The 15,027-nt window shown below is 59.2% G+C and carries 14 protein-coding genes; 9 read left to right on the top strand and 5 right to left on the bottom strand.

Going from position 1 to position 15,027, the window contains the following annotated elements; genetic code table 11:
* Window positions 1-8 precede the first annotated feature (8 nt).
* The 3 genes from CAF65_RS05320 to CAF65_RS05310 all read right to left on the bottom strand — a co-directional run bounded on the left by CAF65_RS05320 (window position 9) and on the right by CAF65_RS05310 (window position 4,174).
* On the bottom strand, window positions 9-1,220 hold the full coding sequence (locus CAF65_RS05320) for an MFS transporter (protein WP_085715370.1): 1,212 nt from the start codon (window positions 1,218-1,220) through the stop codon (window positions 9-11).
* Window positions 1,210-3,132 carry an IucA/IucC family siderophore biosynthesis protein gene (locus tag CAF65_RS05315; RefSeq protein WP_085715369.1) on the bottom strand — a complete coding sequence of 641 codons (1,923 nt, stop codon included), beginning with the start codon at window positions 3,130-3,132 and terminating at the stop codon, window positions 1,210-1,212. The genes CAF65_RS05320 and CAF65_RS05315 overlap by 11 nt, the downstream gene beginning before the upstream one ends.
* Before the next feature lie 112 nt (window positions 3,133-3,244).
* Window positions 3,245-4,174: a LysR family transcriptional regulator gene (locus CAF65_RS05310; protein WP_085715368.1), complete on the bottom strand. Its 930-nt coding sequence runs from the start codon at window positions 4,172-4,174 to the stop codon at window positions 3,245-3,247.
* Window positions 4,175-4,320: 146 nt separating this feature from the next.
* Between CAF65_RS05310 and CAF65_RS05305 the strand changes: the two genes are divergently transcribed.
* The 4 genes from CAF65_RS05305 to CAF65_RS05290 all read left to right on the top strand — a co-directional run bounded on the left by CAF65_RS05305 (window position 4,321) and on the right by CAF65_RS05290 (window position 8,057).
* Entirely contained in the window at window positions 4,321-5,607 is a 1,287-nt protein-coding gene (locus tag CAF65_RS05305; protein ID WP_085715367.1) for an MFS transporter, read from the top strand.
* Between the two features lie 73 nt (window positions 5,608-5,680).
* A complete protein-coding gene (locus tag CAF65_RS05300; protein ID WP_085715366.1) occupies window positions 5,681-6,433 on the top strand; it encodes a 5-oxoprolinase subunit PxpA in 753 nt (250 codons plus the stop codon).
* Window positions 6,430-7,134: an allophanate hydrolase subunit 1 gene (locus tag CAF65_RS05295; protein WP_085715365.1), complete on the top strand. Its 705-nt coding sequence runs from the start codon at window positions 6,430-6,432 to the stop codon at window positions 7,132-7,134. The genes CAF65_RS05300 and CAF65_RS05295 overlap by 4 nt, the downstream gene beginning before the upstream one ends.
* Window positions 7,131-8,057 (top strand): biotin-dependent carboxyltransferase family protein, encoded by a 927-nt coding sequence (locus CAF65_RS05290; RefSeq protein ID WP_085715364.1) that lies wholly within the window; start codon window positions 7,131-7,133, stop codon window positions 8,055-8,057. The genes CAF65_RS05295 and CAF65_RS05290 overlap by 4 nt, the downstream gene beginning before the upstream one ends.
* 106 nt (window positions 8,058-8,163) lie before the next feature.
* Here the strand turns inward: CAF65_RS05290 and CAF65_RS05285 are convergent, their stop codons facing one another.
* Together CAF65_RS05285 and CAF65_RS05280 are read right to left on the bottom strand one after the other, a co-directional pair.
* The gene (locus tag CAF65_RS05285) at window positions 8,164-9,342 is read right to left on the bottom strand and encodes a VWA domain-containing protein (RefSeq protein ID WP_085715363.1); all 1,179 of its coding nucleotides are present in this window, start codon (window positions 9,340-9,342) and stop codon (window positions 8,164-8,166) included.
* Between the two features lie 12 nt (window positions 9,343-9,354).
* Entirely contained in the window at window positions 9,355-10,200 is an 846-nt protein-coding gene (locus CAF65_RS05280) for a MoxR family ATPase (protein ID WP_085715362.1), read from the bottom strand.
* A gap of 205 nt (window positions 10,201-10,405) precedes the next feature.
* Here CAF65_RS05280 and CAF65_RS05275 point away from each other — a divergent pair, with 205 nt between their 5' ends.
* The 5 genes from CAF65_RS05275 to wbpA all read left to right on the top strand — a co-directional run bounded on the left by CAF65_RS05275 (window position 10,406) and on the right by wbpA (window position 15,001).
* Window positions 10,406-10,636 carry a DUF4160 domain-containing protein gene (locus CAF65_RS05275; protein WP_085716000.1) on the top strand — a complete coding sequence of 77 codons (231 nt, stop codon included), beginning with the start codon at window positions 10,406-10,408 and terminating at the stop codon, window positions 10,634-10,636.
* The gene (locus CAF65_RS05270) at window positions 10,624-11,124 is read left to right on the top strand and encodes a DUF2442 domain-containing protein (protein WP_085715361.1); all 501 of its coding nucleotides are present in this window, start codon (window positions 10,624-10,626) and stop codon (window positions 11,122-11,124) included. The genes CAF65_RS05275 and CAF65_RS05270 overlap by 13 nt, the downstream gene beginning before the upstream one ends.
* Window positions 11,125-11,251: 127 nt before the next feature.
* Window positions 11,252-12,226, top strand: coding sequence for a cysteine synthase A (gene cysK, locus CAF65_RS05265; protein ID WP_043302149.1), 975 nt, complete (start codon window positions 11,252-11,254; stop codon window positions 12,224-12,226).
* 259 nt (window positions 12,227-12,485) lie between these two features.
* Entirely contained in the window at window positions 12,486-13,424 is a 939-nt protein-coding gene (locus tag CAF65_RS05260; RefSeq protein ID WP_085715360.1) for an aspartyl/asparaginyl beta-hydroxylase domain-containing protein, read from the top strand.
* Between the two features lie 263 nt (window positions 13,425-13,687).
* Window positions 13,688-15,001 carry a UDP-N-acetyl-D-glucosamine 6-dehydrogenase gene (wbpA, locus tag CAF65_RS05255; RefSeq protein WP_085715359.1) on the top strand — a complete coding sequence of 438 codons (1,314 nt, stop codon included), beginning with the start codon at window positions 13,688-13,690 and terminating at the stop codon, window positions 14,999-15,001.
* Window positions 15,002-15,027: the final 26 nt, after the last annotated feature.

Raw genomic sequence — 15,027 nt, 5'->3', positions numbered from 1 at the left:
TCTTTTTTTTAGTCGTGATAAGTGTGGGTGGATACGATTGCGGGGCCGGGTATGGAGGTGAATGAGCGCACCCAGCGAATTCCGATGGCGGCCAGTGCGTAGGTCAACGCCACCAGCCAGAAACTGTGGGCCAGCCCGACCAGCCCCATGCAGATCCCGCCGAGGACGGTACCGAGCAGGGCTCCAGCCTTGGCCGCGCTGTTGCCCAGGCCGAGGGCAAAACCCTGCTGGCTTGAGGACACGGTGTTGGCGATCAGTGCATAGGCGACGGGGAGCAGTGCGCCTTGCCAGATGCCCCAGACCAACCGGCTGACGAGAAAACCCAGCCATTCGTTAGCCAGAGCCGTGGCCGCCAGCGTCAGGGCACAGAGCCAGGCAACGCCTTCGATGACGCGCAAGGTGTAGGCCGGCTGCCAGCGGTCGAACAGACGCCCCCACAGCGGTGCGCTAATCGCCAGGGTCGCGGCGCTCGCCGCGTAAGTGGCACCGATCAGCCAGCCCGGCGCGTGCAGAATGTCGGCGACGTACAGCGCGTAGAAGGGTTGGGGCATCATCTTCGCGGCTTGAATCAGCACGATCACCAGCAGGATTCCACCGAGCCAGCCTTTAGGCAGGGCCACCGGCGCCACCGGTTTCTTCGTCGAGGCTCGCGCCTTGTCGGCCGGCAGGAAAAAACTCCCCAGTGCACACAGCAGGCAAATCGCCATCGCGCCATGACAGAGCAGGGCAAACCCCGAGATGTCCATCAACCAGCCGCCCAGTATCGGGCCGATCAACGAGCCGACGGCGGTCGCCGATTGCAGACGGGCCAGGGTGTGACCGCGCCGGGAACTGTCGCAGCAGGCCAGGGCATAGGCTTGCGCGGCGGCGAGAAACCCGGCCAATGCGCCTTGCATCACGCGAATGCCCACCAGCAGCCATGGGTCGAGGCTAATAGCCGCCAGCCCTTGGCACAGCGCAAGTGCCAGCAACGCCCGAACGATCATCGGCTTGTGCCCGGTGCGATCACCTAAACGCCCCCACGCGGGCGTCAGCAGCATGGCCGCCAGCATCGGGCCGGCGTAGACCAGCGCCGATAGCAGCGCTGTGTAGCCGGCGCCCTCTGGCCCAAGCAGATGCTGGATCTGCAATGGCCAGAACGGGCCGCTCATTTCCATGGCACCCATGGAGACAAACTGGATGACGATCAGCAGCCGCAACGCACGACCATCAGCAAGCATCGGCGTTGGTTCGCAGCGGATTGCTCAGGCGTCCGACGATGTCGGCGTGGCTGTCGTGCAAGCGCATGCGCATGAACGATTTGGCCGGCCAATCCTGTTCCAGCAGGGCCTGACGCTCGCTTGCCCAGCGTGCCGGTTCGACGTGCTCGCGAACGCTCTCGAAGCACTGTTCAACGTGCTTGGCCAAGCACTCCCAAAGGATGTTTTCCGGCACATTCCAGTGGCGGGCGCAGAGCAGCGTCAACTCACCGAGGTGGCACATGAACGTGGTGTGCAGGAGCTTGTCGCGGACAAAACCGGCGTCGTCGTACAGGGTCATTTTCGGATCGTACAGCTGGATATCCAGACCCTTGGCGTGCAGGGTTTTACGATCAATGCGGATGTCACCGAAGTCACGCAGCAGCAGCCGATTCAACTGTCCGTCAGCACCCATCACCATGAAGCTGTTTTGCTGGTGCGCTTCGAACGCTACGCCATACATCAGGTAGATGCCCAGCAGGCTCGGGACGGCAATCGACAGGTAATCATCGAAGAACGCCAGCATGGCCTCGCTGTCGTCACGGCCCTGAGCCAGTTGCACCCAGTCACGCAGCAACGGCTGTTCGAATTCGTTGACGGCGAACAGGCTGCCGACCGGCACGGCCAGTTCGCCTTCTTGCAGCAGCGTCAGCGGGTTGTCGCGGTACAGCACGGCGGCATGCCGGGACCGTTCGTCATTGGCCGGTTGTGGCGCGTAGTGCACGCCGATGCGCTCCGGCACGATGTTCAGCAGGCGCTGAATCTGCGGTTCATGATCGAGAATCTGCAGTATCAATTGGCTGATGCGTGGCCCCATCCGGGCCGAGCGCGGCGACACGGTGCGCTGCACGCTGGTCAGTCGCAAGGCCACCGGCAGCTTGACCATCGGCGCAACGCGGCTCGCCTCTGGTACGACCGTGCGGAAGGACATGGTCGGGTGGCCAGTGAAGGCAACGATGTCGGTGATGATCAGCAGGTTGTCGGCGATCTCGTTGGCGAACGAATTGGGCAATTCTTCATTGGCTTGCCATGGGTGCGATGGCAGCGGGAGGTAGTCCGTTACCTCCAGGCCCCGTTGCTGCAAATGGTGCTGCAATTGTTCAGCGGCCTGCGGGAAGTGGCCCTGCCACCAGTCCCAGTAATCGCCGGTGCCGGCCAGTGATTCGACGTGCGCGTACTGACGGTGCAGGGCACACAGCACAATTGGAAAACTTGCTTCGAATTCCGGCGAGAAAGCGATGACCTGCGCAGCGCTCAAGCCCAGTTTGGTCTTGTAGTTCGGATGCCAGGGATGGCCGAGCGTGCCCCATTGTTCGAGCAATGACGTCGGGTTCTGGTGGTCGGGGCTGGCTTTGAGCCAGGCAAGCAGATTGTCGTCGTGCTCGGTGTCGATCTGCTCTCTCAGGCGCTCGGTCCATCCATGGTGGAACGCCAGGCACAGGGTGTCGTTGCTGTAGCTGTCGTCCAGCTCGCGGGCCAGACGTTCCAGTACCTGCGGGGAGGCGGGCGGGTTGAGCCGGGTGCTGAGGTGCGCGAGCAGTTCGCTGGGCAACTGGATTTTGTGGGGCAGGCTGTCGAGGGTGTGCAGGACGATGCTGCCACGCACGTCCCAGCTGTTCATTCTTCCGCCCGACAGGTGATCGAAGCAAAGGCGCGCACCGTCGCCAAGTGGCAGCCAGCAACGGCTGTCGGTGTCGTATTCGCAGATGTCGGGGTTGATCAGACCTTCACGAAACAGCGCCTGGATCAGGCGTTGGAAGCAGCGCTGGGCGGCGGGCTCCAGGGCATTGCTCAAATGGTCGAGGGTGATGCGGTGGGACTGGAAGGCCTGAGTGCCGAGGGCTTCGCTCCAGTGCGAGAGCAATTGCTGCTGTTTTTGCGTGTAAGCGCGCATCAAGTCCGATTCCTTCTGGACAGTGGTTTAGCTGAATGCGCGCAGAGAATACATTTCTAAAATAATAATGCAAATGATAGTGATTTCTACTTGTGGCGTGGAGAATTCCTTTTCAGAGGCTGGCCAGGGGTTTGCTCAAGACCATGTAGTGCTCGCCCATCTTCTGCGCATAGTGCTCCACTACGCGCTGACACAACGCCACAATCTCCTCGACCCACTCAACACCCACCCGCCACGACACCACTACCTGCAAGTCGGGTGGTCGTTGATCGATGTCCAGCAAGGTCAATTCGCCGCGCGCCAGTTCCTCGGCCACCAGCACCGGTGGCAAGGCACCGATACCGAAGCCATCGCGCAACAAGCGGGTAATCGCCGACACCGAATTCACGCAGTTCAGTCGCGGCGCCATCACGCCATTGGCTTGCATCAGGGCGAGCACTTCCTGATGCGGATGGGAGTTTTTCGAGTAGGTGATGATCCGCTCATTCGCCAGATCGGCGACGCCTGAATACTCGCGGTTGTACAGGGAATTGCTGGCGACGATCCAGCCCATGGGGTGGCTGGCCAGCTCCAGGCTGCGCACGCTTTCCTGGCGCAGCAAATCGGTTTGCAGGATCACATCGAGAAAGCCTTTTTGCAGCTGATCGCAGAGGTTGAGCGACGTATCAGCCACCAGCTCGATTTCCACCAAGGGGTAGTGATCGGTCATCTGTGCCACCAACGGGCTGAGCCAGGTGTGGATCACCGTGTCCATCACGCCGATGCGCACACGCCCAGCCTTGCTCGAACGGGTTTCGATCGACTGTTTGAGCGCCTGCATGGTGTCCATCATCTGCTCGGCATAATCGAGCACTTTCAGGCCTTCGGGCGTCAGGCTCACGCCGCGCGAATCACGCAGGAACAGCTTTACCCCGAGCTCACCTTCAAGCACTGCGATGCGACTGGAGATCGAGGCCTGAGTGGTGAAGAGCTTGTCGGCGGTCAGGCGGAAACTCTTGAGTCGGGCGACCCAGACAAAGGTCTCGAGAAACTTCAGGTTCATGGGATAAAGATTTCTTATGTCTAAGGCGGGTTTTTATTAGTTGGACGCAGCAGGGGCGCGCATCCAAGAATCGACGCATCCGGTTCCCACGATAGGCGTCGTCGGGGCTCAGAACAATACCAATAAAATCAGCGCGGAGATTTGCCATGAGTGCGCCCGACACCCCCTTCATTCAGAAAGCCTCGGCCCGCCCGGGACCTTTCGACTGGTATCGCAACATCAATCAACAGGAACGGCGCACCTTCTGGAGCTGCAAGATCGGCTATGGTCTGGACGGCATGGACACCCAGATGCTCAGCTTCGTGGTGCCGACCCTGATCGCCATGTGGGGCATCACCACCGGTCAAGCCGGGCTGATTCATACCAGTACGCTGATCGCTTCGGCCATCGGTGGTTGGGTGGCAGGGATTCTGTCCGACCGCATCGGTCGCGTGCGCACGTTGCAACTGACGGTGTTGTGGTTTGCGTTCTTCACCTTTCTCTGCGGCTTTGCCCAGAGCTACGAGCAACTGCTGATCGCACGGACCCTGATGGGCTTCGGTTTCGGTGGCGAGTGGACGGCCGGCGCGGTGCTGATTGGTGAAGTCATCCGTGCCCAGGATCGCGGCAAGGCGGTTGGCATGGTGCAGTCCGGCTGGGCGCTGGGTTGGGGCCTGACGGCGATTCTGTATGCGCTGTTGTTCTCGGTATTGCCACCGGACGACGCCTGGCGTGCGCTGTTCATCCTCGGCATCGTGCCGGCAATCTTCGTGATCTTCGTCCGCCGACTGGTCAAGGACCCGGAAATCTATCGCGAAGCCAAAGCCAGACAGGAACCGAGCAACCCGTCGAAGTTCTACGAGATCTTCGCCCCCGGCATGCTCTTCACCACGATTCGCGCATCGTTGCTGACCACCGGTGCGCTGGGTGGCTACTACGCGATCACGTCCTGGTTGCCGACTTTCCTGAAGAACGAACGCGGTTTGAGCGTACTCAATACCAGCGGTTATCTGGCGATGGTGATCATCGGGTCCTACGTCGGTTATGTTATCAGCGCCTATTTGACCGACATCCTCGGGCGTAAAAAGAACTTCATCCTGTTCGCCGTCGGCTCGTTCACCATTGTGTTGCTGTACACGCAAATGCCGGTCAGCAACGGCGTGATGCTGTGGCTGGGCTTTCCACTGGGCTTCTTTGCTTCGGGGATCTTTAGCGGCATGGGCGCGTTCCTGACCGAGTTGTTCCCCACGCGCATTCGCGGTTCGGGCCAGGGCTTTTGCTACAACATCGGCCGGGCGCTGGCGGCGTTGTTCCCGCTGCTGATCGGCCTGCTCAGCCAGACTGTGCCGCTGAGTGTGGGCATCGGTGCCTTTGCAGCGGTTTCCTATGGCGTGGTGATCCTCGCGGCCTTGAGCCTGCCGGAAACCCGTGGCAAGCAACTCGACGCCCAGTAACTGATAACCTTCGGGACTGTCTTACAGATATGTCCCGCAGCAAAAAAGAATAAAGCCTACAGGAGTGTTCCGCGTGAGCCGCCTGCTATTGAACTGCGACATCGGCGAGAGTTTCGGCAGCTGGACCATGGGTCTGGACGCAGAAATCATGCCCTTTATCGATTGCGCCAACATCGCCTGCGGTTTTCACGCCGGCGACCCGAGCGTCATGCGCAAAACCGTCAGCCTGGCCCTCAGCCACGGGGTACAAGTGGGGGCGCATCCGGCCTATCAGGATCTGGTGGGGTTCGGCCGCCGCTCCATGGCTTATGCCGCCCAGGAACTTCAAGACATTCTGCATTACCAGATCGGCGCCCTCGACGGCATCTGTCGGGCCCAGGGCGGCCGGGTCAGTTACGTCAAACCCCATGGCGCGATGTACAACGACATGATGGCCAACCCGGTGCAATTGCGCGCCGTTTTGCAAGCGGTGGCGTCCTACGACCGCAATCTGCCATTGATGCTGATGGCGACCAAAGACAACAGTGCCGCCCAACAAATGGGCGATGAGTACGGCGTGACACTGTGGTTCGAGGCCTTCGCCGATCGGGCTTACGACAGCGCCGGCAGGCTGGTCTCGCGCCAACTGCCGGGAGCGGTGCATCACGATCCGGAAAAGATCATCGAGCAGGCGCTGACCATTGCCCGTGGCGATCAGCTTACCGCCAGCGATGGCAGCGCCCTGCATTTGCAAGCCAACACCCTCTGTGTGCATGGCGACAACGCCAGCTCGGTCGCTGCCGTGCAACGCATCCGTGAAGCCTTGAACCGGCAGAGCGCGCCATGAAGCTGCGGGTGGAAGTGGTGGCGCTGGATTGCCTGATGGTGCGCCTGTTCGATGAAATTGCCGAAACCAACATGCCATGGATGCTAGCCGCCAGTGACAGTCTGCGCACGGCATTCGGTGCGCATCTGATCGATCTGGTGCCGTCCTACACCACACTGATGGTGCATTACGACTTGACCGCACTGAGTCCCGCCCAGGCCCGGGAATTGATTGCCCAGGCGTTGATCGATCTGTCGCCCAATGCGCGTACTCGCGGTACCTGTCATGTGTTGCCGGTGTGGTACGACTTGAGCGTCGGACCGGAGTTGAGCCTGTTGTCGCAGCGCAGCGGATTGGCGGTGGAGGAGGTGATCCGTCGTCACTGCGAGCGTGAGTATCAGGTGTTCGCCCTGGGTTTTGCGCCGGGCTTCGCCTTCATGGGGCTGGTGGAAAAGGTGCTCGCTGCGCCGCGTCTGAGCACGCCACGCAAGAAAGTCGCCGCCGGCAGTGTCGGCATCGCCGAACGGCAGACGGCGGCTTACCCGGTGGTGTCGCCGGGCGGCTGGAACCTGATTGGCCGCACGCCGGCCAGATTGTTCGATCGCAACCGTGATGGCTACAGCCTGATGCGACCCGGCGACACCGTGCGCTTCGAAGCGGTCGGCCATGCCGAGTTCATTAACCTGGGCGGTGACGATACGCCACTGGAGGCCCTGGCATGAGCCGTTTGATGATTGAAGCGAGCACGGCGCTGTGCCTGTTGCAGGATGCCGGTCGATTCGGCGTGCGGCATCTGGGCGTGACCCAGGGTGGAGCGGCCGATTGGCGTTCGATGTCCTGGGCCAACTGGCTGTTGGGCAACGGGCTGGATGCGCCGGTGATCGAAATCACCCTCGGAGGCTTTACCGTGGTTGCCGAGGAAGAATGCGTGCTGGCCTTGGCCGGAGCGGATCTTGGCGCGCAGGTGGACGGCGAGGCGCTGGTACCGTGGCGCAGTTTCAGGCTGCACAAAGGTCAGCGTCTGCAATTCACTCAACCGTTGCTCGGCGCCCGGGCCTATCTGGCGGCGCCGGGTGGTTTTGATGCACCGAAAGTACTGGGCAGTAGCGCGACGGTGGTCCGAGAGGAGCTCGGCGGCCTGGACGGAATGGGCCATGCGCTGGGCAAAGGCGCGTATTTGAGCTATTCGGGCAATTCGGTGATGTTGCTGCGGGAGTTGCCGAGCGAATGCGTGCCGGATTTCACCGGCAACCCGGTGCTGGATCTGGTCCTTGGTGCACAGATCGGTGAGTTCAGCGGGCAGAGCCTGTTCGATGCGTTCAACAGCGCGTGGAACCTCGACAGCCGTGCCGACCGAATGGGCATTCGCCTGTTGGGCCCGGCGTTGCAGTACCAGGGCAAGCCGATGATTTCCGAAGGTATCCCGCTGGGGGCCGTGCAGGTGCCGCCGGACGGGCAGCCGATCGTGTTGCTCAATGATCGGCAGACCATTGGCGGTTATCCGCGATTGGGGGCATTGACGCCGTTGGCGCTGGCGCGGCTGGCGCAGTGCCTGCCGGGAGCGGAGGTGCGGTTGCGGCCGGTGGTGCAGGAAGTGGCGCATCGCGAACAAGTCGAGTATTTGCGGCGTTTTTCAGACCGCTAAAAGCTTCGCGAGCAGGCTCGCTCCCACAATGGATCTCATGTACAGCAAAGATCCACTGTGGGAGCGAGCCTGCTCGCGAAGGCGGCATCACAGACAACAAAAATCTTTACTTGGAAAGAAACCGCATCCCTTCCTCAAGCCCGCGCAACGTCAGCGGATACATCTGGTCCTCGATCAGATCGCGCACGATATTGGTCGAAGAGGTATAGCCCCAGGTATCTTTCGGATACGGGTTGATCCAGATGAGCTTCTTGTACTTCTCCTTGAAGCGCTGCATCCACACGTAACCGGCTTCTTCGTTCCAGTGCTCGACACTGCCGCCCGGCTGAGTGATTTCGTAGGGTGCCATGGCGGCGTCGCCGATGAAGATCACCTTGTAGTCGGCACCGTACTTGTGCAGCAGGTCCATGGTCGAGGTGCGCTCGGAGGTGCGGCGCATGTTGTTCTTCCACACCGATTCATAAATGAAGTTGTGGAAGTAGAAGTACTCCAGATGCTTGAACTCGGTCTTGCAGGCCGAGAACAACTCTTCGCAAATCTTCACGTGGGCATCCATCGAGCCGCCGATGTCGAACAGCAGCAACAACTTGACGGTGTTGCGCCGCTCCGGCCGCATCTGAATGTTCAGCAACCCCGCATCCTTGGCGGTGTGATCGATGGTGCCATCGATGTCCAGCTCTTCCGCCGCGCCCTGACGGGCGAACTTGCGCAGGCGGCGCAGGGCGACCTTGATGTTGCGGGTGCCCAGCTCGACCGAGTCGTCGAGGTTCTTGTATTCGCGCTGGTCCCAGACCTTGACCGCCTTGCCCTGGCGCTTGCCGGCGTCGCCGACCCGAATGCCTTCCGGGTTGAAACCGCCGGAACCGAACGGGCTGGTACCGCCGGTGCCGATCCACTTGTTGCCACCAGCGTGGCGTTCCTTCTGTTCTTCGAGGCGCTTCTTGAACTCTTCGATCAGCTTGTCCAGGCCGCCGAGGGACTGGATCGCCGCCCGCTCTTCATCGGTCAGCGAACGTTCGAACTCCTTGCGCAACCAGTCTTCCGGAATCAGCGCCTGCAGGTGGTCGTCGAGTTTTTCCAGGCCATTGAAGTAGGCTCCGAACGCCCGGTCGAACTTGTCGAAATGCCGTTCGTCCTTCACCAGAATCGCCCGGGACAGGTAATAGAACTCGTCCATGTCGGCGAAGGTCACGCGCTGTTTCAGCGCGTTGATCAGGTCCAGCAGCTCACGCACCGAGACCGGTACCTTGGCTGCGCGCATTTCATTGAACAGGTTGAGCAGCATGGCATCAGCCTCTTAGCGGGTGCCGCGCCGGCTCATGAACGCCAGACGCTCCAGCAGTTGTACGTCCTGTTCGTTTTTCACCAGCGCACCGGCCAGCGGCGGGATGGCCTTGGTCGGATCGCGCTCGCGCAGCACCGCTTCGCCGATGTTGTCGGCCATCAGCAGTTTCAGCCAGTCCACCAGCTCGGAGGTCGAAGGCTTTTTCTTCAGGCCCGGCACCTTGCGCACGTCGAAGAACACGTCCAGCGCTTCGCTGACCAGGTCTTTCTTGATGTCCGGGTAGTGCACGTCGACGATCCGCTGCATCGTCACGCGATCCGGGAAAGCGATGTAGTGGAAGAAGCAGCGGCGCAGGAAGGCGTCCGGCAGCTCTTTTTCGTTGTTGGAGGTAATGATGATGATCGGGCGTTTCTTTGCCTTGATGGTCTCGTCGATCTCGTAAACGTAGAACTCCATCTTGTCGAGTTCTTGCAGCAGGTCGTTCGGGAACTCGATGTCGGCCTTGTCGATTTCGTCGATCAGCAGGATCACCCGCTCTTCGGATTCGAAGGCTTCCCAGAGCTTGCCCTTTTTCAGGTAGTTGCGCACGTCGTGCACTTTATCCACGCCCAACTGCGAGTCGCGCAGGCGGCTGACCGCATCGTACTCGTACAGGCCCTGGTGAGCCTTGGTGGTGGACTTGATGTGCCAGGTGATCAGCTTGGCGCCAAAGGATTCGGCCAGTTGCTCGGCGAGCATGGTCTTGCCGGTGCCCGGTTCGCCCTTGACCAGCAATGGCCGCTCCAGGGTGATGGCGGCGTTGACCGCCAGCTTCAGGTCATCGGTGGCGACGTAGGCCTGGGTGCCTTCGAACTTCATCTGCTAATCCTCGAACGGTAACGCCGACCTGAACGCGGCAGGGCGGGGGCGCAATAAAAGAGTCAGCCTCGACTATAACGCGGTGCCCGGTCGACTGTGAACGCAGACGGCGTATTCAGTCTCTGAATGGAGCGTCACATCTTGACTCAGTCTCGGCTGTTGGCCAGTATATTTGTATCGCCATATTGGCGATAGCATGTCGGGCATGTCTACCAAGTACCGATTTCGAGATACGTATCGCATTCAATTGCGCGAAAAGGATCATCCACCGCCACACGTTCATCTGACGGGTGGCGGGCTGGACGTCATGCTGGGCCTGGAAACCGTCGAAGTGATGGTGGGCAAGGCGCCGCCGCTGATTCTCAGGGAGGCTCTGGAGTGGGTCAGAGCCCACCAGACTCAATTACTGGAGGATTGGAAACGATGCTACCCATGAAACGACCACGGCTATCGGCAGTGCAAGCGTTGGCGGATTATCGTCTGGCGCTGACGTTTATCGATGGTCAGCAACTGACTCTCGATTTGAGCCGCGACCTGCATGCCTATCCAGGCCTCCAGCCTTTGCAGGGAGTCGCCTTTGACTATGCAGCGCTGGGTGACGATGGCTGGAGTGTCGAATGGCCTGAACTTGATATCCAGATTGGTGCGGACACTCTCTACCTGGATGCCTTGGCGCAAAATGCAGCCGACGAAAACACCCGAATCTTCATTGATTGGCGTGCGCGCACCGGGTTACCGCTTAATCAGGCGGCTGAGGCGCTGGGGGTCAGTACCCGCAGCATCACCCGATATAGCAGTGGTCGCGAAAAGGTGCCGCGATCGTTAGCCTTGGCCTGCCTGGGTTGGGACTTCCTGCAACGGCAATCGAATTCGCCCCGTGCGGCAGTAGACACTGGCCGGTACATTGTCGCGCGCAATAACTAGCTGGCATCCGGCTTCGATCCAAAGCCATTGACTGCACTGATAAGCGGACGTTCGACCTGACTGGACGCCTGTGGGCAAGAGGCTTACCTTGATGCCCTATTTCAATGCTGTCGTTAAGGACCCAGCCATGAGCCGCATTTTCGCTGACAACGCCCACTCCATCGGCAACACGCCGCTGGTGCAGATCAATCGCATTGCGCCGCGTGGTGTGACCATCCTGGCCAAGATCGAAGGGCGCAACCCCGGTTACTCGGTCAAGTGCCGGATCGGCGCGAACATGATCTGGGACGCCGAGAGCAGTGGCAAACTCAAGCCGGGCATGACCATCGTCGAACCCACCTCTGGCAATACCGGTATCGGCCTGGCTTTCGTGGCCGCCGCCCGTGGCTACAAACTGATGCTGACCATGCCGGCGTCCATGAGTATCGAACGCCGCAAGGTGCTCAAGGCACTGGGGGCCGAACTGGTGTTGACCGAGCCGGCCAAAGGCATGAAGGGGGCCATCGAGAAAGCGGGTGAAATTGTTGCCGGCGACCCGTCGAAGTACTTCATGCCGGCTCAATTCGACAACCCGGCCAACCCGGCCATCCACGAAAAAACCACCGGCCCGGAAATCTGGAACGATACCGACGGTGCGGTCGACGTGCTGGTGGCAGGCGTCGGAACTGGTGGAACCATCACCGGAGTGTCACGGTATATCAAGAATACCCAGGGCAAGCCGATCCTCTCGGTGGCGGTGGAACCGGCTGTGTCACCGGTGATCACCCAGGCCCTGGCCGGTGAAGAAATCAAGCCGAGCCCGCACAAGATCCAGGGCATCGGTGCCGGTTTTGTGCCGAAGAACCTCGATTTGTCGATGGTCGATCGGGTGGAGCTGGTCAGCGACGAAGAGTCCAAGGCCATGGCCTTGCGCTTGATGCAGGAAGAGGGGATTTTGTGCGGGATCTCTTGCGGCGCCGCCATGGCAGTGGCCGTTCGGCTGGCGGAGACCCCGGAAATGCAGGGCAAGACCATCGTCGTGATCCTGCCGGATTCCGGTGAGCGTTACCTGTCGAGCATGCTGTTCAGTGATCTGTTTACCGAACAGGAGAATCAGCAGTAAGTGTTGAACATTGGTGGGTCGTGGCTGGCGCTGATGGTTGAGGCGTTATCGCTGGTTGCGATCCATTGATCGGGTCCGGTTGATGATGGATCTGCATCAGCCAGGCGTTTTATGTTAAGAAATGCTTTGTTGCACATTCATTAACATTGAATGTTGAAAAGTGCAGGTTTTTCATCGGGTCGGTAGTGTTTATCATGCCAGCAGCCATGTCGGGCAATGGACGTGGCGCACGTGTCGCTTATCTTCAAAGGAGTTGTTGATGACCTTATCGTTTGCCGCGAAGGCCTCGTTGTTGCTGCTGTTTCTCGGCAGCACCCTCTATGTGCATTTACGCGGCAAGGCGCGTCTGCCGGTTTTGCGCCAGTTCGTGAACCATTCGGCACTGTTCGCCCCCTATAACGCCTTGATGTACCTGTTTTCCGGTGTGCCTTCGAAACCGTATCTGGATCGCAGCAAGTTCCCGGAACTGGATGTGCTCAAGGACAACTGGGAGGTGATTCGCGACGAAGCGATGCACTTGTTCGACGAGGGGTATATCCGTGCGGCGGCAAAGAACAACGATGCCGGTTTTGGCTCGTTCTTCAAGAAGGGCTGGAAGCGTTTTTATCTCAAGTGGTACGACAAACCGCTGCCTTCCGCCGAAGCCTTGTGCCCGAGAACCGTGGAGTTGGTCAGTGGTATTCCCAACGTCAAAGGCGCCATGTTCGCGCTGCTGCCGGGCGGCAGCCATCTCAACCCGCACCGCGACCCGTTTGCCGGTTCCCTGCGTTATCACTTGGGCTTGTCCACCCCCAATTCCGATGATTGCCGAATCTTTGTCGACGGTCAGGTTTACGCCTGGCGCGATGGTGAAGACGTGATGTTCGACGAAACCTATGTTCACTGGGTCAAGAACGAAACTGACAAGACTCGTGTGATTCTGTTTTGCGACATCGAGCGTCCGCTGAGCAACCGCTTCATGACCCGCATCAACCGCAGCATCAGCGCCTGGCTGGGGCGTGCTACCGCTCCTCAGAACCTGGATGACGAGCGCGTGGGTGGGGTCAACAAAGCCTACGCCTGGAGCAAGAACTCCAGCGATAAATTCAGTGGTGTGGTTAAACGGTGGAAACGCCGTAATCCCAAGGCTTACCGCGTATTGCGGCCGATATTGGCGGTAGTGGTATCGGGATTGCTGGCCTACTGGTTGTTTGGCTGAAGTTGCAACTGCCCCGCGTGTCAAGAAAAAAAGATCGCCAATTGGCGATCTTTTTTTTTGTTTGCTTGGAACTTTTTAACATCTTTGTAGTACGATTGCTGACCGAAAATAACATCAAAATGCCATTGATTTACACAGAGCCCGTCTCAGCCTGGCCTGAGCCCTTGGTTTTTTCTGTTATTTAAGCTTTCGAACAGTTTGTCAGTCCCCCGCCTTCACCCCCCCCCCTTTGTAATTGGAGCCTGTTTTCAGATGGAGTTTGTATGCTAGATACTCACAAGGCTATTCAAAATCGACTGAAATCCAAAGAGGCCTTGATCGGCATCGTGGGTCTTGGCTATGTGGGATTGCCTTTGATGTTGCGCTACAACGCTATCGGTTACCGCGTACTGGGTATCGATATCGATGAGTCGAAAGTTACCAAGCTCAATGCAGGTCAAAGCTACATCGAACATATCCCCTCAGCCAAGATCGCCCAGGCGTCTGCTTCGGGCTTCGAGGCCACTTCGGATTTCGCCCGGGTAGCCGATTGCGATGCGTTGATTCTTTGTGTACCGACTCCACTGAACAAGTATCGCGAGCCGGACATGAGCTTCGTTATCGATACGACTGATGCGCTCAAGCCCTACTTGCGCGCGGGCCAAGTAGTTTCCCTTGAAAGTACAACCTACCCCGGTACTACCGAGGAAGAGTTGTTGCCACGTATCGAAGAGGGCGGTTTACAGGTAGGTAAAAACATCTTTCTGGTGTACTCGCCCGAGCGCGAAGATCCGGGTAATCCGGACTTTGAGACCCGCACTATTCCCAAGGTAATTGGTGGCCACACCCAGGCCTGTCTTGAAGTCGGTATTGCACTTTACGAGCAGGCGATTGACCGGGTTGTTCCGGTGAGCTCGACAAAAGCGGCTGAAATGACCAAGTTGCTGGAAAACATCCATCGTGCGGTAAACATCGGTCTGGTTAACGAGATGAAAGTTGTCGCTGACCGTATGGGGATCGATATTTTTGAAGTCGTCGATGCCGCGGCCACCAAGCCGTTCGGTTTCACCGCCTATTACCCGGGGCCGGGACTGGGTGGGCACTGCATTCCAATCGACCCGTTCTACCTGACCTGGAAAGCTCGTGAATACGGTTTGCACACCCGCTTCATCGAGCTGTCGGGTGAAGTGAACAGGGCGATGCCCGAGTACGTAGTCGGGAAGTTGATGGATGGCCTGAACGAGCGTGGCAAATCGGTCAAAGGCAGTCGCGTGCTGGTTCTGGGCATCGCGTACAAGAAAAACGTTGATGACATGCGTGAATCGCCTTCGGTGGAAATCATGGAGTTGATCGAAGCCAAGGGCGGCATCGTCTCCTATAGCGATCCACACGTAGAAACGTTCCCGAAAATGCGTCAACACCATTTCGATCTGGACAGCGAAAGCCTGACAGCGGAAAACCTGGCGACGTTCGATGCCGTGGTACTGGCGACGGACCATGAGCGCTTCGACTACGATTTGATCGGCCAACATTCGCAGCTGTTGATCGACAGTCGCGGCAAGTACCGCCAGCCTGAAGGCCACATCATCAAGGCCTGATTTCTTCAGCTTTCCAGCCCCGGCAA

Source organism: Pseudomonas sp. B28(2017) (assembly GCF_002113025.1).
Taxonomy (GTDB): Bacteria; Pseudomonadota; Gammaproteobacteria; order Pseudomonadales; family Pseudomonadaceae; genus Aquipseudomonas.
Note: the sequence above shows the minus strand (reverse complement) of the source record. Positions and strands in the feature narration are given on the sequence as shown.

What these genes read in the sequence shown, in the direction of transcription:
- CAF65_RS05320 (WP_085715370.1), bottom strand. Translation starts at nt 1,220, where the DNA reads ATGCTTGCTGATGGTCGTGCGTTGCGGCTGCTGATCGTCATCCAGTTT.
- CAF65_RS05315 (WP_085715369.1), bottom strand. Translation starts at nt 3,132, where the DNA reads ATGCGCGCTTACACGCAAAAACAGCAGCAATTGCTCTCGCACTGGAGC.
- CAF65_RS05310 (WP_085715368.1), bottom strand. Translation starts at nt 4,174, where the DNA reads ATGAACCTGAAGTTTCTCGAGACCTTTGTCTGGGTCGCCCGACTCAAG.
- CAF65_RS05305 (WP_085715367.1), top strand. Translation starts at nt 4,321, where the DNA reads ATGAGTGCGCCCGACACCCCCTTCATTCAGAAAGCCTCGGCCCGCCCG.
- CAF65_RS05295 (WP_085715365.1), top strand. Translation starts at nt 6,430, where the DNA reads ATGAAGCTGCGGGTGGAAGTGGTGGCGCTGGATTGCCTGATGGTGCGC.
- CAF65_RS05290 (WP_085715364.1), top strand. Translation starts at nt 7,131, where the DNA reads ATGAGCCGTTTGATGATTGAAGCGAGCACGGCGCTGTGCCTGTTGCAG.
- CAF65_RS05285 (WP_085715363.1), bottom strand. Translation starts at nt 9,342, where the DNA reads ATGCTGCTCAACCTGTTCAATGAAATGCGCGCAGCCAAGGTACCGGTC.
- CAF65_RS05280 (WP_085715362.1), bottom strand. Translation starts at nt 10,200, where the DNA reads ATGAAGTTCGAAGGCACCCAGGCCTACGTCGCCACCGATGACCTGAAG.
- CAF65_RS05275 (WP_085716000.1), top strand. Translation starts at nt 10,406, where the DNA reads ATGTCTACCAAGTACCGATTTCGAGATACGTATCGCATTCAATTGCGC.
- CAF65_RS05270 (WP_085715361.1), top strand. Translation starts at nt 10,624, where the DNA reads ATGCTACCCATGAAACGACCACGGCTATCGGCAGTGCAAGCGTTGGCG.
- cysK (WP_043302149.1), top strand. Translation starts at nt 11,252, where the DNA reads ATGAGCCGCATTTTCGCTGACAACGCCCACTCCATCGGCAACACGCCG.
- CAF65_RS05260 (WP_085715360.1), top strand. Translation starts at nt 12,486, where the DNA reads ATGACCTTATCGTTTGCCGCGAAGGCCTCGTTGTTGCTGCTGTTTCTC.
- wbpA (WP_085715359.1), top strand. Translation starts at nt 13,688, where the DNA reads ATGCTAGATACTCACAAGGCTATTCAAAATCGACTGAAATCCAAAGAG.